The sequence below is a fragment of the Methylobacterium sp. CM6246 genome, assembly GCF_054818005.1.
The window spans coordinates 5,464,725-5,480,308 of sequence record NZ_JBTXKY010000001.1; the positions used below are offsets into that span (position 1 = coordinate 5,464,725).

15 protein-coding genes are annotated in these 15,584 nt (G+C 67.7%); 7 read left to right on the forward strand and 8 right to left on the reverse strand.

Going from position 1 to position 15,584, the window contains the following annotated elements; translation table 11 throughout:
* Positions 1-3: 3 nt before the first annotated feature.
* A complete protein-coding gene (locus ACYQPG_RS26420; protein ID WP_419830641.1) occupies positions 4-957 on the reverse strand; it encodes a TAXI family TRAP transporter solute-binding subunit in 954 nt (317 codons plus the stop codon).
* A 267-nt stretch (positions 958-1,224) separates the two neighbouring features.
* Between ACYQPG_RS26420 and cysK the strand changes: the two genes are divergently transcribed.
* From cysK to ACYQPG_RS26445, 5 genes are all read left to right on the forward strand, one after another.
* On the forward strand, positions 1,225-2,199 hold the full coding sequence (gene cysK, locus ACYQPG_RS26425) for a cysteine synthase A (protein ID WP_147906798.1): 975 nt from the start codon (positions 1,225-1,227) through the stop codon (positions 2,197-2,199).
* Between the two features lie 424 nt (positions 2,200-2,623).
* On the forward strand, positions 2,624-3,121 hold the full coding sequence (locus ACYQPG_RS26430; protein WP_147906797.1) for a hypothetical protein: 498 nt from the start codon (positions 2,624-2,626) through the stop codon (positions 3,119-3,121).
* A gap of 106 nt (positions 3,122-3,227) precedes the next feature.
* A complete protein-coding gene (locus ACYQPG_RS26435) occupies positions 3,228-3,554 on the forward strand; it encodes a hypothetical protein (RefSeq protein ID WP_147906796.1) in 327 nt (108 codons plus the stop codon).
* Positions 3,554-3,868, forward strand: a complete 315-nt coding sequence (locus ACYQPG_RS26440) for a hypothetical protein (protein WP_147906795.1) — start codon at positions 3,554-3,556, stop codon at positions 3,866-3,868. The genes ACYQPG_RS26435 and ACYQPG_RS26440 overlap by 1 nt, the downstream gene beginning before the upstream one ends.
* Positions 3,865-4,017 carry a hypothetical protein gene (locus tag ACYQPG_RS26445; protein ID WP_461232064.1) on the forward strand — a complete coding sequence of 51 codons (153 nt, stop codon included), beginning with the start codon at positions 3,865-3,867 and terminating at the stop codon, positions 4,015-4,017. Before ACYQPG_RS26440 ends, ACYQPG_RS26445 begins: the two co-directional genes overlap by 4 nt.
* Positions 4,018-4,249: 232 nt before the next feature.
* Here the strand turns inward: ACYQPG_RS26445 and ACYQPG_RS26450 are convergent, their stop codons facing one another.
* Together ACYQPG_RS26450 and typA are read right to left on the reverse strand one after the other, a co-directional pair.
* The gene (locus ACYQPG_RS26450; protein ID WP_348642414.1) at positions 4,250-4,489 is read right to left on the reverse strand and encodes an RAG2 PHD domain containing protein; all 240 of its coding nucleotides are present in this window, start codon (positions 4,487-4,489) and stop codon (positions 4,250-4,252) included.
* 126 nt (positions 4,490-4,615) lie between these two features.
* Positions 4,616-6,442 (reverse strand): translational GTPase TypA, encoded by a 1,827-nt coding sequence (gene typA, locus ACYQPG_RS26455; protein WP_147937600.1) that lies wholly within the window; start codon positions 6,440-6,442, stop codon positions 4,616-4,618.
* Positions 6,443-7,277: 835 nt separating this feature from the next.
* Between typA and ACYQPG_RS26460 the strand changes: the two genes are divergently transcribed.
* Together ACYQPG_RS26460 and ACYQPG_RS26465 are read left to right on the forward strand one after the other, a co-directional pair.
* The gene (locus tag ACYQPG_RS26460; protein ID WP_461232065.1) at positions 7,278-9,926 is read left to right on the forward strand and encodes an ABC transporter transmembrane domain-containing protein; all 2,649 of its coding nucleotides are present in this window, start codon (positions 7,278-7,280) and stop codon (positions 9,924-9,926) included.
* An 85-nt stretch (positions 9,927-10,011) separates the two neighbouring features.
* Positions 10,012-11,448 (forward strand): cytochrome P450, encoded by a 1,437-nt coding sequence (locus ACYQPG_RS26465; protein WP_419830642.1) that lies wholly within the window; start codon positions 10,012-10,014, stop codon positions 11,446-11,448.
* Here ACYQPG_RS26465 and ACYQPG_RS26470 read toward each other — a convergent pair.
* The 5 genes from ACYQPG_RS26470 to minC (ACYQPG_RS26490) all read right to left on the reverse strand — a co-directional run bounded on the left by ACYQPG_RS26470 (position 11,438) and on the right by minC (ACYQPG_RS26490) (position 15,511).
* Positions 11,438-12,322, reverse strand: coding sequence for an alpha/beta fold hydrolase (locus ACYQPG_RS26470; RefSeq protein ID WP_419830643.1), 885 nt, complete (start codon positions 12,320-12,322; stop codon positions 11,438-11,440). The two genes, ACYQPG_RS26465 and ACYQPG_RS26470, sit on opposite strands and share 11 nt — an antisense overlap.
* 153 nt (positions 12,323-12,475) lie before the next feature.
* Positions 12,476-12,814, reverse strand: coding sequence for a cell division topological specificity factor MinE (gene minE, locus ACYQPG_RS26475; RefSeq protein WP_007561229.1), 339 nt, complete (start codon positions 12,812-12,814; stop codon positions 12,476-12,478).
* A complete protein-coding gene (minD, locus tag ACYQPG_RS26480) occupies positions 12,811-13,626 on the reverse strand; it encodes a septum site-determining protein MinD (protein ID WP_147906791.1) in 816 nt (271 codons plus the stop codon). Before minD ends, minE begins: the two co-directional genes overlap by 4 nt.
* A gap of 29 nt (positions 13,627-13,655) precedes the next feature.
* Positions 13,656-14,384 carry a septum site-determining protein MinC gene (gene minC / locus ACYQPG_RS26485; protein WP_461232066.1) on the reverse strand — a complete coding sequence of 243 codons (729 nt, stop codon included), beginning with the start codon at positions 14,382-14,384 and terminating at the stop codon, positions 13,656-13,658.
* 374 nt (positions 14,385-14,758) lie between these two features.
* Entirely contained in the window at positions 14,759-15,511 is a 753-nt protein-coding gene (gene minC, locus ACYQPG_RS26490) for a septum site-determining protein MinC (RefSeq protein WP_419830644.1), read from the reverse strand.
* Positions 15,512-15,584: the final 73 nt, after the last annotated feature.

Here is a 15,584-nt window from a genome sequence, read left to right on the forward strand (position 1 = left end):
GCGTCAGCGAACCGAAACGCCGGTCTCGCCGAGATAGCGCAGGGTGCCGGGGTTGAGCTGGGATGCCGGCACGACCCCGGCGAGATTTTTGGGATGGGTGTCCGCACCTTGCGGATGCCGCGCAGCCATGTCGGCCCGGGCCAGCGCGCGGACGATTCGGAAAGCCGTCTCCGGATCGAAGCCCGGTCGCACCAGGACGAGGCTCCAAGAGCCCACCGTCTCGATTGCGACGGGCTGCCCGGCGAAGCTGCCGGCCGGCACGGTCAGGCGCTTGAGAGCCGCGCCGGGTCGTGCGAGGCGCGCGATGCCGGCTTCGGATGGGCCGAAGAAGCGTGCGCCGCCCGGCGCATTCGCCATCGCGATGAAACCGGGCCATCCGAGACCGCCGCCCCAGAGCGCGTCAGCACGGCCATCCTGAACCATGGGCGGGCCGTCGCCCGCCCGGTCGAGCAGGATCGGGCGGATGTCGTGCGCCGGGTCGAGGCTCGACGCTTCGAGGACACTGCCGCCCATGACGGTCAATCCGGACTTGTGCGTGCCCAGCACCACCGTCCGCCCGCGCAGATCCTCGACGGAGTGGATCGGGCTCGCTGCCGGGACGGCGAACAAGCCCGGCGTGGGATACATCGGAGCCAGGACCGTGAGGCCGCCGGGCTCGGCCAGTGCGGGATAGGCGTATTCCCCCTGGATCAGCGCCAGATCGACCCGGCCGGCCCGCAGGAGCGCGACATTCTCCGCCGATCCGCCGCTCGCGCGCGTCTCGATAGTCAGATCGGGATCCGCCGCCTTGATCGCCATCGCGAAGGCGTCCCCGAAAGCCGGGAAGCCGCCACCGGCCGTCGCGGTGGCGAGCACGACGTGCGCCGTCTCGGCAGCCCGCGCGGTTCGGGCGACCAGAAGGCCGAAAGCCGCCGTGAGAGCCACGCGGCGAGTCGCTGCGGCACCATCGCGTTCCATGTGACACCTCTATCGGACGGCTTACCGCGATCGCTTCGGGAGAACAATATTCCACAAAAGCCCTGCGCGTCAGCGACGGTCTCCCATATTCGTCTTCAATCCACGGAATTGGCAAAAAGAACTTTCGTACAGGCCACTTAGCCTAATTGCACCGGGTTCGGCGACGCGATATCGCAGCCTCCCGTCTGCCGGCCTGCCGCAGCCCCCCTTGGCCCGGACCGCGCGGACCCGACATCTGTTCGACCCGTCACCTGCAGGAGTTCCGCGATGGCCGATTCCCTCAACGCGCCGGCGAAGGTCGGACACGGCCGTGTCTACGGCTCGATCACAGAGACCATCGGCAACACTCCGTTGGTGCGCCTCAACCGCCTGCCCAAGGAGCACGGCGTCGATGCCGAGATCCTGCTGAAGCTCGAGTTCTTCAACCCGATCTCCAGCGTGAAGGATCGGATCGGCGTCAACATGATCGACGCCCTCGAAGCCTCGGGCAAGCTGCAGCCGGGCGGTACGCTGGTCGAGCCGACATCCGGCAATACCGGAATCGCGTTGGCCTTCGTGGCCGCGGCCCGCGGTTACCGGCTGATCCTGGTGATGCCCGAGACGATGTCCATCGAGCGGCGCAAGATGCTGGCGTTTCTCGGCGCCGAACTGGCGCTGACCCCGGGTGCACAGGGCATGAAGGGCGCTATCGCCAAGGCGGAGGAACTGCTGAAGGAGATCCCCGGCTCGGTGATGCCGCAGCAATTCTCGAACCCGGCCAACCCCGAGATCCATCGGAAGACCACCGCCGAGGAGATCTGGACCGACACGGGCGGCAAGCTCGACGCGTTCGTGGCTGGCGTCGGCACGGGCGGGACGGTGACCGGTGTCGGCGAGGTCTTGAAGCCGCGCCTGCCGGGGCTGCAAGTCTTCGCCGTCGAGCCGGTGGATTCGCCGGTCATCTCCGGAGGCCAGCCCGGTCCGCACAAGATCCAGGGCATCGGCGCGGGCTTCATCCCCGGTAACCTGCACACGGACATCCTCGACGGCGTCCTCAAGGTCTCCAACGACACCGCCTTCGAGACCTCACGGGCGCTGGCCCGCCTCGAGGGTATCCCGGGCGGCATCTCCACCGGCGGCAACGTCGCCGCAGCGCTCGAGCTGGCCAAGCGGCCGGAGTTCCAGGGCAAGCGAATCGTCACGATCGCCTGCTCGTTCGCCGAGCGCTACATCTCGTCAGCTCTGTTCGACGGAATCGGCTAGCCCGATCCGACGCAGATACCGTTTCAAGCCGCGCCGGCTCTCAAGCAGCCGGCGCGGCTTTAACTGTGATCTTTCTATGCGAAATTCGATTCGCTCCGGAAGTGGACGGTCACAAAGCCGGGCAACGAAATTGCCTCGCGGCACTTGGCGCAATCTTTCGAAAATTTTTACAATAAAGACGACTTAGTTATTGTAAATTTTAGCTAATAATCGGCTTGCTAGTGCTGTTATGCGGCGTTCAATGTTGCAGTAATTTCAGTTACTTAACAAATAAGCAACATTGCCTTCTGGCGTCACTCGCGATCTTCGCGTCGCGGGACAACGCATTCCCAGGAGTACCTTGGAAATCCTTTGCGCATCGGTCATCTGATTTCAGGGATACCGCCCGACGCCGGCGAACCCGTGACCGGATGGATTGGCCCCTATGCGTTACCTCCTCATACTTCTCGGCTGCCTCGTTGCCCCGGCCGCGCGGGCGCAAGGCTTCGTCAGCCACGACCTCACGGGCCTCTTGGACCCGGTCCGCGTCGCGATCGGCAGCATGGCAACCGTCCAGGCGACTCCGTTGGACCTCAACCTGACCTGCTCCCCGTGCAAGGGATCGCCGAACGTCGAGGTTCAACTCGGACGCCTGACCGACGGGACCGAGAAGCGCGTACGGACCGGCGAGACATCACTGGCGAAACTCGAATCGCTCTGCATCAAGCAGAACCCCGATTGCCGCCTCTCAGCCCTGCCGGTCAGTCCGGCGGTCGGGTGGATCACCGTCTATGCGCTGGGGAATGGCGGGGGATCGACCGCAGTGATCCTGCGTGACGGCGACCTGCTGACGATCCAGGCCCGGGCGGACAGTCCCGGACACGCCGAGGATGCGGTGTTGGCGCTGACGCAGAACGTCGTGCCGAAGATCGTGGGCCCTTGAGGCCTCAGTCGCACGATCAACCCGAGCTGGACCGGCTGGCCCGACGCAACCCTGACCACCCGCCCCCGTTGTCCCGCCACAGCGCGACGAACGAGAGGCAGCAGCCATGGCAGATCAGACGAAACGGCCGTCGTTGAAGGACTTCGACGCCAATGCCGACCGCAACGGCCAGGATCTCGGCCAGGACTCGCCCCTCGACGTGGGATTGCCGGCCAACACCCAGGCCGACCTGAAGCGCAATCCGGCCGGCGACGCAGAGGCGGCCCGAATCGCGTCCGGAACGCCCGGATCGGATGCTACGGACGCAACCGAGGCCGAGACACCCCCGGAGAACCTGAAGAAGCTTCAGGGCGATTTCGGCAAGGGCGCGAACATGAACGAGGCCATCGATCGTGCAACCGCGGCGGTCGGCCAAGACGACGGGAAGCGCTGATGGCCCGGCTCACCAGCGATTCCGGCACGGTCACCCGCAAGCCCGACGACACGGTGGGCACGCCGGGTGAACACCCTGCGGGTGGCGGTCATCAGACCTCCGAACAGGCGGCGATCACCGATATGGGGGGAGCCGGCGCGCCGAAGGCCGAGCCCAAGGAAGGTTGGGGTCAATCCGGCGAGCCCGGACGGGCACCACCAGCGGTCGGCGGTTCCTCGGGCGGTCATTCGGACCAGAAGGCATCCCGCGGCCCAGCCGCCGATGAGAAAGTCGCCGACGGCCATTACCGCGTCGAGCAGGAGCATAAACCGTGAGCGAGCGCGAAGATCCGAAGCCGAAGAAGCCGGCCAACGTCGCCCCCGACGCGGTAAAGGACCCAAACGAGAAGACCGACGGTAATCCTGGGATGGGCCCCCAGGGCGGAGACAGCCAAAACGACGAAACCGACCCGGGCAGCAGTTGAGAGCCCGTTCAAGAAACGATGGCGATGGGGTTGTGCCTCGTCGTCAGCGGCAGGCTGCGGCTACGCGTTCACGGCCTTTTCGGCGCCAAAGTGCGACGGCCTGACATCACACGAAGCAGAATGGCAGTCCGACGGCGAACGTTTTGGGATCTGGCGAAAAACGCCATTGCCCGCGCGGACACAGCGAAGCGGGCCCTCGCCCAACGGCCCGAAACCAGAGCGTCCTTGGTTTTTACGACACGCGGAAGTTGAGCGGCTCGACAGCCAGCGCGACCTCGTCCGGGCGGCAGCCAGTTACGGCACAGGCGTAGCGGATGGCGTCCCGCTGGGTCCGGAACAATCCCCCTGCCCTGCCGCCGGTCTCCACGGCGATCCAGCGGCCGTCTCCGTCCTGACCGACCCGAAAAGGTGCAGCCGGGCGAGCCTGCTGGCTGGAATGCGGGTCGATGGGCATCGAGATCACTGGGTTCACGCGGCCCACCCGGGACGGGCCGCCAAGGCAATCTGCCCTGGCAACGCTGTCCTGTGGGTCAACAAGGGACCAGCCTATAGTCCCGTCGGCAACCGGAGCTGAGTGCCCGGTTGCCGCGCATTCAGCTCAGGCGGCAGTGTCCTTAGACGACCGCTCGACGCGCTTGCGGTCGTTCGGGTCCAGCACCGTCTTGCGCAACCGGATCGACTTCGGCGTCACCTCGACCAGTTCGTCGTCCTGGATCCAGGCGAGCGAACGCTCGAGGGTCATGCGGATCGGCGGCGTCAGGCGAACGGCCTCGTCCTTCGAGGTGGTGCGAATGTTGGTGAGCTTCTTGCCCTTGAGCACGTTCACCTCGAGATCGTTCTCGCGGTTATGCTCGCCGATGATCATGCCCTGATAAACCTTCCAGCCGGGCTCGATCATCATCGGGCCGCGATCCTCGAGGTTCCACATGGCGTAGGCCACGGCCTCGCCCTTGTCGTTGGAGATCAGCACGCCGTTGCGCCGGCCCGCGATCTCGCCCTTGAAAGGCTCGTAGGCCTTGAACAGGCGGTTCATGATCGCCGTGCCGCGGGTGTCGGTGAGCAACTCACCCTGGTAGCCGATCAGGCCGCGGGTCGGGGCGTGGAACACGAGGCGCAGGCGATCGCCGCCCGAAGGGCGCATCTCCAGCATCTCGGCCTTCCGCTCCGACATCTTCTGGACGACGACGCCGGAATGCTCCTCGTCGACGTCGATCACGACCTCCTCGATCGGCTCGAGGAGCTCGCCGCTCTCGTCCTTCTCGTAGACGACGCGGGGACGGGAGACAGCGATCTCGAAGCCCTCGCGCCGCATGGTCTCGATCAAGATGGCGAGCTGAAGCTCACCACGGCCGGACACGTAGAACGAGTCCTTGTCGGACGCTTCCTCGATCTTGAGCGTGACGTTACCCTCGCCCTCCTTGAACAGGCGATCGCGGATCATGCGGCTGGTGACCTTGTCACCCTCGGTGCCGGCAAGCGGCGAATCGTTGACGATGAACGACATGGTCACGGTCGGCGGATCGATCGGCTGAGCCTGGATCGGGGTGTCCACCTGGGGATCGCAGAACGTGTCGGCCACCGTACCCTTGATCAGGCCGGCGATCGAGACGATGTCGCCCGCCTCGCCGATATCGATCGGCGCGCGCTCCAGGCCCCGGAAGGCCAAAATCTTGGAGACGCGGCCGGTCTCAACCACCTTGCCGTCCCGCGACAGTACCTTGATCTGCTGGTTCGGCTTGACGGTACCGGAGGCTATGCGGCCGGTAATGATGCGACCGAGGAACGGGTTGGCCTCCAGCAGGGTGCCGAGCATCCGGAACGGACCTTCCTCGACCTTGGCCGGCGGCACGTGCTTGAGCACGAGTTCGAACAGCGGCTTGAGGCCCACCGACGGATCCGCCTCGGGGGTGTCGGCCATCCAGCCGTTGCGGCCTGACCCGTACAAGATCGGAAAATCGAGCTGCTCGTCGGTGGCGTCGAGCGCCGCGAACAGGTCGAACACCTCGTTCACGACCTCGTTGATGCGCGCATCCGGACGATCGACCTTGTTGATCGCCACGATCGGGCGGAGACCGATCTTGAGGGCCTTGCCGACCACGAACTTGGTCTGGGGCATCGGCCCCTCGGCGGCATCCACCAGCACGATCACGCCATCGACCATCGACAGGATGCGCTCGACCTCACCGCCGAAATCGGCGTGGCCGGGGGTGTCGACGATGTTGACGCGGGTGTCCTCCCACACGACCGAGGTCGCCTTGGCCAGGATCGTGATGCCACGCTCCTTCTCCAAGTCGTTGGAGTCCATCGCCCGCTCCTCGACCCGCTGATTCTCGCGGAAGGTGCCGGACTGGGCCAGCAGCTTGTCGACGAGCGTCGTCTTGCCGTGGTCGACGTGGGCAATGATGGCGATGTTGCGCAGATTCATGGTGGCCCGAAACGGGTTGTGCCGGCTCCCTGGCGGCCGCGCGGCGCGGCCGTCCGCGCCGGGTGAGGTACGGAGTCGTGATGGTTGCGTCGCAATATAAGCCCGCGCGCCCCGCGGCAAGGCCGCCGCACGCATGCCGGTGTATTACGGAACGCCCATACCCCAATAAACCACAGGTCGCGACAGAGAATTCACTGGCGGAAGAAATCGAAATTCGCGCGCTCGCACACGTGTATCTTCGCGGACGCCGGCTACGGTGATTGTCGGGCGTCGTTCCATTGGCGATCGACCGTCGTCCGCGCGGGCCGGCTGGCGGTGGCGATTCGCCGCCCCTCCCCGTCCGAGACCGGCAGCGGGACATGGGCCCAAACGGGCGGATCCGATGACCAGGCATAGAAGAACGGCACGCGAGACGGCGATCGGCAGCGGCATGGACGCGTCGGCCGCCCGCCTCGATTCGGCACCGCGTCGATCGTGTTGCGCGCCTCCGGTGGTGCGGCCGAGATGCGCCGGCCGGAGCTGGTGCGTTCAAGGCGACCTGAAGCGATCGCTCCGATCCGCAGCGCCGTACGGACGCGCAGTCTTCGCTGGTAGCCGTTCCGTGATCGAAGGGTGCCGCCGGGTGGCCGGCATGCCCTATATGACGCCGCGATGACGCTGCCGTCCGGCCTCAGGGCAGTGACGTCATCGTGCCGCCGCGCTGACGATCGCGCGCGGCGTCGAGCCCGAGGGATGGAACCGCGTCGTTCGATGGAGTTTTCGCTCAGATCTGTGCGTGCGCGCACACCCGGCTCGCATCGATTTCGCCAGGACGGGCTTTCACCGGACGGATCCGATGCGCGAGCTTGAGCCGCGGCTCTTCCCGTATATCTGGCGCTACTCGAAGGCCGACCAGCTCAAGATCTGCGCGGTGGTCCTGGCCTCGCTGCCGTTCTACTTCGCCTCCCTCGATCTGCCCAAGCGCATCGTCAACGATGCCATCACCGGCAAGGCCTTCGCGCACGGCGAGGCGACCGCACCCTTCTTGGAGATCACGATCGATTGGCCGGACCTGCTGGGCGGCGGGACGACGCGGCTGTTCGAGGGCTTCCAGTTCGACCGATTCGAGCTGCTGCTGGGCCTCTCGACCCTGTTCCTCACGCTCGTCCTGATCAACGGCGCCTTCAAGTTCTGGATCAACCTGCAGAAGGGTATTCTGGGCGAGCGGATGCTGCGCCGGCTGCGCTATCAGCTGTTCTCCCTGATGCTGCGCTTTACCCCCGAGGCGCAGCGGGAGGTGAAATCCTCAGAGACGGCGACGATCATCCGGGACGAGGTCGAGCCGATCGGCTCGTTCATCGGCGACGCGATCGTGGTGCCGGTCTTCCTGGGAACCCAGGCAGCCACCGCCCTGGCGTTCATCATGATGCAGAACGTCTGGCTCGGCCTCGCGGCCGGCGGGATGGTGGCGGTGCAGATGACCGTGATCCCGCGCCTCCGGCGCCAGATCATCCTGCTGAGCCGCCAGCGCCAGATCGCCTCGCGCAACCTCGCGGGCCGGGTCGCCGAAGTGCTCGACGGCCTGCCGGCGGTGACGCTCAACGACACCGGACGTTGGGAACGGGCCGAAATCGGCGGCCGGCTGTACAGCCTCTACGACCTGCGCCTGCGCATCTATCGGCGAAAATTCGCGGTCAAGTACCTGAACAACCTGCTCGCGCAGGTGACGCCGTTCCTGTTCTACGCCATCGGCGGCGTGTTCGCGCTCAAGGGCGAGCTCGATATCGGCCAGCTCGTGGCGGTGCTCGCCGCCTATCGCGATCTCCCACCTCCCCTGAAGGAGCTGATCGACTGGGATCAGCAGCGCCTCGACGTCGAGGTGAAGTACGAGACCGTGGCGGCGCATTTCGGGCCGCAGCGCCTCCAGCCGGCGGAACGGGACTCGCGGGCGACACTGCCACGCCTCGGCGGACCGCTGCGCGTGGAGGCGCTGGCGCTGCGGGATCCCCAGGGGGGGCTGCCGATCGAGACCACGGACGTCGAGGCCGATCTGCCGTCTCGGCTCGCGCTGGTGCCGCCGGGGCCGATCGCACAGGAATTCGCTCGGGTGCTCGCTGGGCTGCGCGTCCCGCCCGGCGGCACGGTCCGGGTCGGCGATCACGACCTGTCGACCCTGCCGCGGGCCGTCCGCTCCCGCCGTATCGCCTTCGCGGATCTCGAACCCGTCCTGTTCCCCGGGACGGTGCGCGACAACCTGCTGTACGGGCTACGAATCCAGCCGCTGCGGACCCGCGGCATCGATCTCAGCAAGACGCGGATCAACGAGGCGGTGAAGACCGGCAATCCGGCGGACAGCATCGACGATCCCTGGATTGACTACGCCCGGTTCGGCGTCCGCGATGCCCGCGAACTCGACGAACGCCTGCTAGACCTGATGTTCCGCCTGGATCTCGGCGACGACCTCTATCGATTCGGTTTAGGAGCCCTGAGCACGGTCGTCCACGACACGCCGGCAGGCCGCCGCATGATCGCCGCCCGGGAGCATCTGCGCGAGCATTTCGCCAAGAGTGGGCTCGCGGACCTCGTGATCCCGTTCTCGCGGGGCAGCTTCAACGCGCAGGCGACCGTCGCCGAGAACCTGATGTTCGGGGTTCCGCGCGACCCGACGCTGACGGATCCGCGACGGCTCGCGGGGGTGCGCCTGTTCCGCGAAGCGCTGGAGCGGGTGAAGCTGCTGGACGAACTCGACCGCATGGGCGTGGCGATCGCCCAGAACCTCAAGGACATCTTCGCCGACGTGCCGCCCGGTCACCCGCTGTTCCGGCGCTTCTCGCTGATCACCCCGGACGCCCTGCCCGATTACCTGCGCCGGCTCGCCCGCTTGCCCGCGGAGGGCCGGCTGGACGAGGCGGACAGCGTGGCGTTCATGGCGCTCGCCCTCGCCTACGTCGAGCCGCGGATGCGCTTCGGTCTGCTCGACCAGCCGCTCCTGCTCCGGATCGTCGGGGCGCGGGGCGTGGTCCAGGCGTTCATGCACGGGCACGACGGCTGCGACATCGAATCGTACGACCCGAACCGGATCAATCCGCGCAGCACCGTCCTCGACAACCTGCTGTTCGGCCGTATCGACACGGCGCGCATGCACGGCGAGGCGATCATCCAGCGCGAGGCCCGGGCGGTGTTCCGCGAGTTCGACTTGGAGCGCCCGGTCCAGCGGCGCGGCCTCGACAAGCAGGTCGGCAATCGCGGCCTGCTGCTCACCGAGCGGGTGCGTGTCCGGATCGGCCTGGCACGGGCGCTGCTGCGCGATCCGGAGATCCTGGTGGTGGACCGGGTGAGCGAGCAGTTGGAGCGTGGGGTCGATACGCTGCTCGACGTGACGGGCGCGGTGCTACCCCATGGCAGTCTCGTGGCGAGCCTGTCGAGCGAGGCCGAGGCGGCCCGCTTTCCAGCACGATTGCAGCTTCGGCCGAACGAGTCCCGCCTGCGCAACGCCGCCGAGTGAGTCGCGCTTGACGGTGCCGGGGCGCACGACCGGGGCGATCCGACGGTTTACAGTCCGGCGCGACTCCGTCACAGAATGGGCAGACATGCCCCCATCATCGGACGCGATCGCGACTTCGGACCGGACGGATCCGAGCCTCGCCGGCCTTCCGCGCCTGGTGCCGCCGCACCCGGCCCTGGCGGAGCGCGAGCTTCCGCTTCCGGACTATCTACGCTCCATCCGCGACAACGGCCTGGCGGGCTTCCCCCGGCGCGCGTTCGAGGAGCCGATCACACGGCGCGGCCTGCTCGGGCGGTCGAGCTACGTCCTGAACGACCCCGAGGCGATCCGGCACTTCCTGGTGGAGAACCAGGCCAATTACGCCCGCACCACCGGGACGATGCGGATCCTGCGGCCGATCCTGGGCGACGGCCTGCTGATCAGCGAAGGCTCGGCCTGGCGCCACCAGCGCCGCACACTGGCGCCGGCATTCACGCCCCGGGCGATCGATGGCCTCGTGCCGCACATCGCCGCTGCCGTGAACGACGGGATGGATCGCATCGTCTCCGAGGCGGCCGAGGGTCCGATCGACCTGTTCGCAGCCTTCCATCGGCTGGCGCTCGAGATCGCCGGGCGGAGCATGTTCTCGGTCGGGATGGACCGGTACGGTCCGGAGCTGCGCGACTTCATCGCCGAGTACAGCGTCAAGATCGGCCGCCCGCACCTCCTCGACATCGTGATCCCGCCCGGCTGGCCGGTGCCGCTCGATTGGGCCCGGGGGCGGTTCCGGCGACGGTGGATCCCGTTCCTCGACCGTATCATCGCGGCCCGCCAGGCTGCGGCACGGGACGAGGGCCATTCCGGAGACCTGCTCGACCTGCTCGCCACCGCCCGCAACCCCGATACCGGCGCGCCGTTCAGTGCGGCCGAATTGCGGGACCAGGTCGCAACCATGATCCTGGCCGGCCACGAGACCACGGCCGGCACCCTGTTCTGGGCCGCCTACATGCTGGCGCTCGCCCCCGAACTGCAGGAGCGGCTTGCCGCCGAGGCGCGGGCCGCCGACCTCAGCAATCCGACCGGCTGCCAGAGCGACGGGCGCCTGCCACTGATCCGGGCGACGGTGGACGAGACCCTGCGCCTGTACCCGGCGGCGTTCGTGATCGTGCGGCGGGCGCTCGGCCCGGACACCCTCGCCGGCCATCCGGTCAGGAAGAGCGACATCGTGATGGTCAGCCCCTGGGTTCTTCACCGGCACCGGTTGCTCTGGTCGGACCCGGAAGCGTTCGACCCCGGACGCTTCCTGCCCGACGCGAAGCCGCCGGCGCGGTTCTCCTACCTGCCCTTCGGGGCCGGCCCGCGCGTCTGCATCGGCGCCCAATTCGCGCTGATCGAGACGGTGCTGTCGCTGGCACGGCTGCTGGCCCGGTTCCGGCTCGAACTGGAGGACCGGGAACCGATCCTGCCCCACGCCGTGGTCACCACGCAGCCTCAGCGCTTCGCGAAGTTCCGGCTCATCCCGCGGGAGCCGGTCAGCCCTTGATACCCGTGATGGTGGTCGAGATCGCCCGCGGATCCCGCAGCGGCCAGCGCCCGGCCTCGACCTGCGCCAGGAACTCACCCAGCAGGCGGTTGTAGGCGTCGGGCTCCTCGACGCTGAGCGCGTGGCCGGTATTGGGCAGGATCGCCAGCGCGGCCGACGGGATGACCTGTTTCAGCATCAGGCTCGGAGCGAGGCAGGGCCAGTCCTCATCGCCGGAAACGATCAGGGTCGGCACGGCGATCTGCGCCAGCGCATCCTGCAGGTCGTACAATGACGGTCGCCCCTTCTGCACACCCGCCTGGGTGTTGGCCGATCCGATCGCAGAATGCTCGGCCAGCATGCGCTTGAATTCGGCGTGCCCGCGGGGATCCTTGGTCTCGAACTGGACCCGGGTCGGCCCGTAGGCATAGCGCTCGGCGAAAGCCTCCATGCCGTCCCGCCGCAGGATCGTCGCGGTTGCCTCGGCCTCGGCGCGAAACAGGTCCTGCCGGTCGGGTTCCGCGCCGTAGCCGCAGCCGCCGAGGCACAGGGACAGGGCGCGGTGGGGATGGCGCAGCCCGAAGTGCAGGGTCGCGAAGGCGCCCATCGAGATTCCGGCCACGTGGGCGCGCGCAGCGCCGATATGATCGAGGATCGCCAGGATGTCGTCGGCGGCGCGGGCCTGCGAATAAGCCGAGACGGCGTTCGGAACGTCGGACGGCGGGTAACCCCGGGCGTTGAACGCGATGGCGCGATAGCGTCGGCTAAAATGGCGAAGCTGCGCCTCGTAGCTGCGGTGGTCCCCCGCGAACTCGTGCACGAAGATCAGCGGCGTACCGCGTCCGCTCTCCTCGTAATGGAGGCGGATCCCGTCATCCGTGAGGGCGCTCGGCACGGTCCATTCTCCCGACGCGATCGACGGCCTATCGCCGCCGAAGCGAGATGGGGCGTAACCACGCGTGGTCGAGATCGACATGACGAAGCCGCGCCCGGCTTCGCGGGCGCGGCTTGCGCAGGTTCGTGCAGGCGGTGACGATCCCGGCCCGGCTCAAGCGGCCTTCTTGGCGGCGGGTTTGCGCCCGACTTTGTTGGCCGCGACCTCGGCGAGCTTGGCCGCCAGCTTCGCATCGAGCTTGGCCGAGGCACCGAGCGGAAGCTCGATGTCGAGGCCCAGCGTCGAGACGCCCTCGCCGCGCTCCAGGGTGACCTTCACCTTGTCCGGCTCGACCGAGACGTGGTTGGCGATCACCGCCAGGATCTCCTCGCGGAGCTGGATCACCAGGTCGGGGCGACCCGACTCGGCGCGCTCGTGGGCGAGGATCAGTTGCAGGCGGTCGCGGGCGACCGCGCCGGAATTGCGCTTCTGGAAGATGCCGAGGATGCTCATGCCGCCCTCCGCATGAACAGCTTGTCGAGGAACGACTTCCGCTCGGTCGGCATGCTCATCGGCACGTCCTCGCCCTTCAGCCGGCGCGCCGCATCGGCGTAGGCCCGCGCCGGGGCACAGAGGGGGTTGTTGAGGGTGACCGGGCAGCCGAGGTTCGAAGCGCGCAGCACTTCCTGGCTCTCGGGGATGATCGCGAGCAGCGGGATCGACAGGATGTCGAGCACGTCCTCGGTCTTGAGCATGTCGCCGCGGTCGGCCCGCATTGGGTCGTAGCGGGTGAGGATGAGGTGCTTCTCCATCTCCTCGCCCTTCTCCGCCTTGGCGGTCTTGGAATCGAGCAGCCCGATGATCCGATCGGAGTCGCGCACCGAGGAGACCTCGGGATTGGTCACCACCACGGCCACGTCGGCGTGGTGCATGGCGAGCTGGGCGCCGCGCTCGATGCCGGCGGGCGAGTCGCACACCACCCAGTCGAACCGGTCACGCAGCTCTTCCATCACCCGGGCGACGCCCGCATCGGTGAGCGCGTCCTTGTCGCGGGTCTGCGAGGCCGGCAGCAGGTGCAGGGTGTCGAGCCGCTTGTCCTTGATCAGGGCCTGCGGCAGCTTTGCGTCGCCGTTGACGACGTTGATGAGGTCATAGACCACCCGGCGCTCGGCACCCATGACCAGGTCGAGGTTGCGCAGGCCGACGTCGAAATCGACGACGCACACGCTCTGTCCACCCTGTGCCAGGGCCGCTCCGAGGGCCGCGGTCGTCGTCGTCTTGCCGACGCCGCCCTTGCCCGATGTGACGACGAGAACCTTTGCCACGCGTCGATCTCCCTTGATCCAGAACTGGATTAATCCAGGCTTGCCATTCGGATGTTGCCGCCATCGAGCCAGACCTGAGCGGCCTTGCCGCGCAGGGCCGTGCCCATGTCCTCCGCCGTCCGCACAAGGCGGTCGATCCCCAGCAACTCGGGCTCGAATTTGCGGCAGTAGATTCGTGCGCGCGGGTTGCGCGCGGCACCGGCGATCGCGCGACCGCGCAGAGCGCCGTAGACGTGGATCGACCCGCCGGCGAGGATCTCGGCCCCCGAGGAGACCGACCCCATCACGGTTACGTCGCCGGTCGGGTTGATCACGCTCTGACCGGAGCGGACCGAGCCTTCGACGGTGATCGAGGTGACCACCTGCGGCTCCGGCTCGGCGGGCGCCGCCGGCATCTCGACCGTGTCCGACGGACGCCCCTGCACCAGCAGCGGTGGGAATCCAGCAGCGACGGCGTCGATCCCCTCGATCCCCAGAACCGTGATGCCACGGGCCTTAAGTTCGTTCATTAACGTTTCGAGCGCGTCCGGCTCAGGCTTGAACTGGGCGCAATCCAAGATGACGGCCCGGCCTTTCAGCAGGGTCGGCGAGCGCTTCAGCGCCGCGTCGAGGCCCGCAAGCCACTCGGGAAGCGGCGGCTCGGGGGTGAGGGCGAGGCCCTTGAACGCCCGCCCGCGAAGGCTGAGCGGCCGGGGCGCAGGAGCCGCCGCGGGGGCGGTCTGCGGGTCTTCGATCGGCTCGGGGAGGGTTTCGCTCATGTCGGCCCGTTAAGAGTCCTTACCGGACCATTGACGGCTGGCATGGTTACCGAAGGGTTAAGTTTTGGATCCGGTCGGCAAATTCTGCCGGGATCCTGGTATCGGCGGATCTGTGCGGACCTCGGACCCCGTCATCGGGGACAATCCGCACCTCAGCGTTTGCGTCCCGCCCGTCGGCACGCGAGCGCCTGAAGGGTCGGCTGATTCGTCTTAAACATCGACACGAAAACGTATTTCTCGCGGCGCTGTTTCAGGCCTCGCGTTTGCGATCGAATTGTCAAATCTTCGCATAGTCCGGCGTCAGACCATCCGGTGGGGAAATGGATTCCGACTGTTCGTCGGGCGGGCGCCCGGGAAGATGGTAAGTCGCTTCCTTACCCGCGCTCGAACAGACTGAGCTTGATCGCGTCCTCCACGAGCCGCACCTCCACGGCCTGCCCCTGGAAGGTCGGGTCGAGGTCGTCGGCGGCGCGGTAGAGGCCGTCGATCGCCACCAGTTCCGGCTCGAATCGACGGCACCAGATCCGAGCGCCGGGATTGCCGGCGGCGCCCGCGACCGCGCGGCCGCGCAGGGCACCGTAGACGTGGATCGACCCGCCCGCGATTACCTCGGCCCCCGAGGCCACGGCGCCGAGCACAGTCACGTCGCCTTCGAGATGCAGCACGGTCTGGCCCGAGCGCACCGGCACATCCAGGATCAGCGACCGGGCGATCTCCTTGGCGGCCGGCTCGGCGGGCGCATCCTCACCCGGGGTGGCGACCTCGCCGGCCGGGCGGCCGCCCGAGAGCGCCGGCGGCAGTTCGGGGGTGAGGATCGCGGGCGGCGCGCCCTCGATGCCCAGGATCGCGATCCGGCGGACGGCGAGTTCGGCGAGCAGGCCGTCGAGATCCTCGCGGGTGAGTCGCAGACCGGCGAGGTCGAGGATCACCGGCCGGCCGGCGAAGAAGTTGGGCGCGCGGCGGTTCAGGGCGTCGAGGTCGCCGAGCCACTCGGCCACGGGCGGCACGGGGGCGAGCACGGTGGCCATGAAGGAGCGGCCGCGGAAGCGGATCGGCGGGCGCGCCGGCTCGGATGTCGGCTGGGTCACGGGCGTTTTCGGTGTCGCGTGGCGGGTGGCTGCATCCATGCGGCGCGGCTGCGCCGGGGGCAATCCCGCAACGCCCGGTGTGACGCCTTGCTCGGCCCGCGGCGGCGTTTCT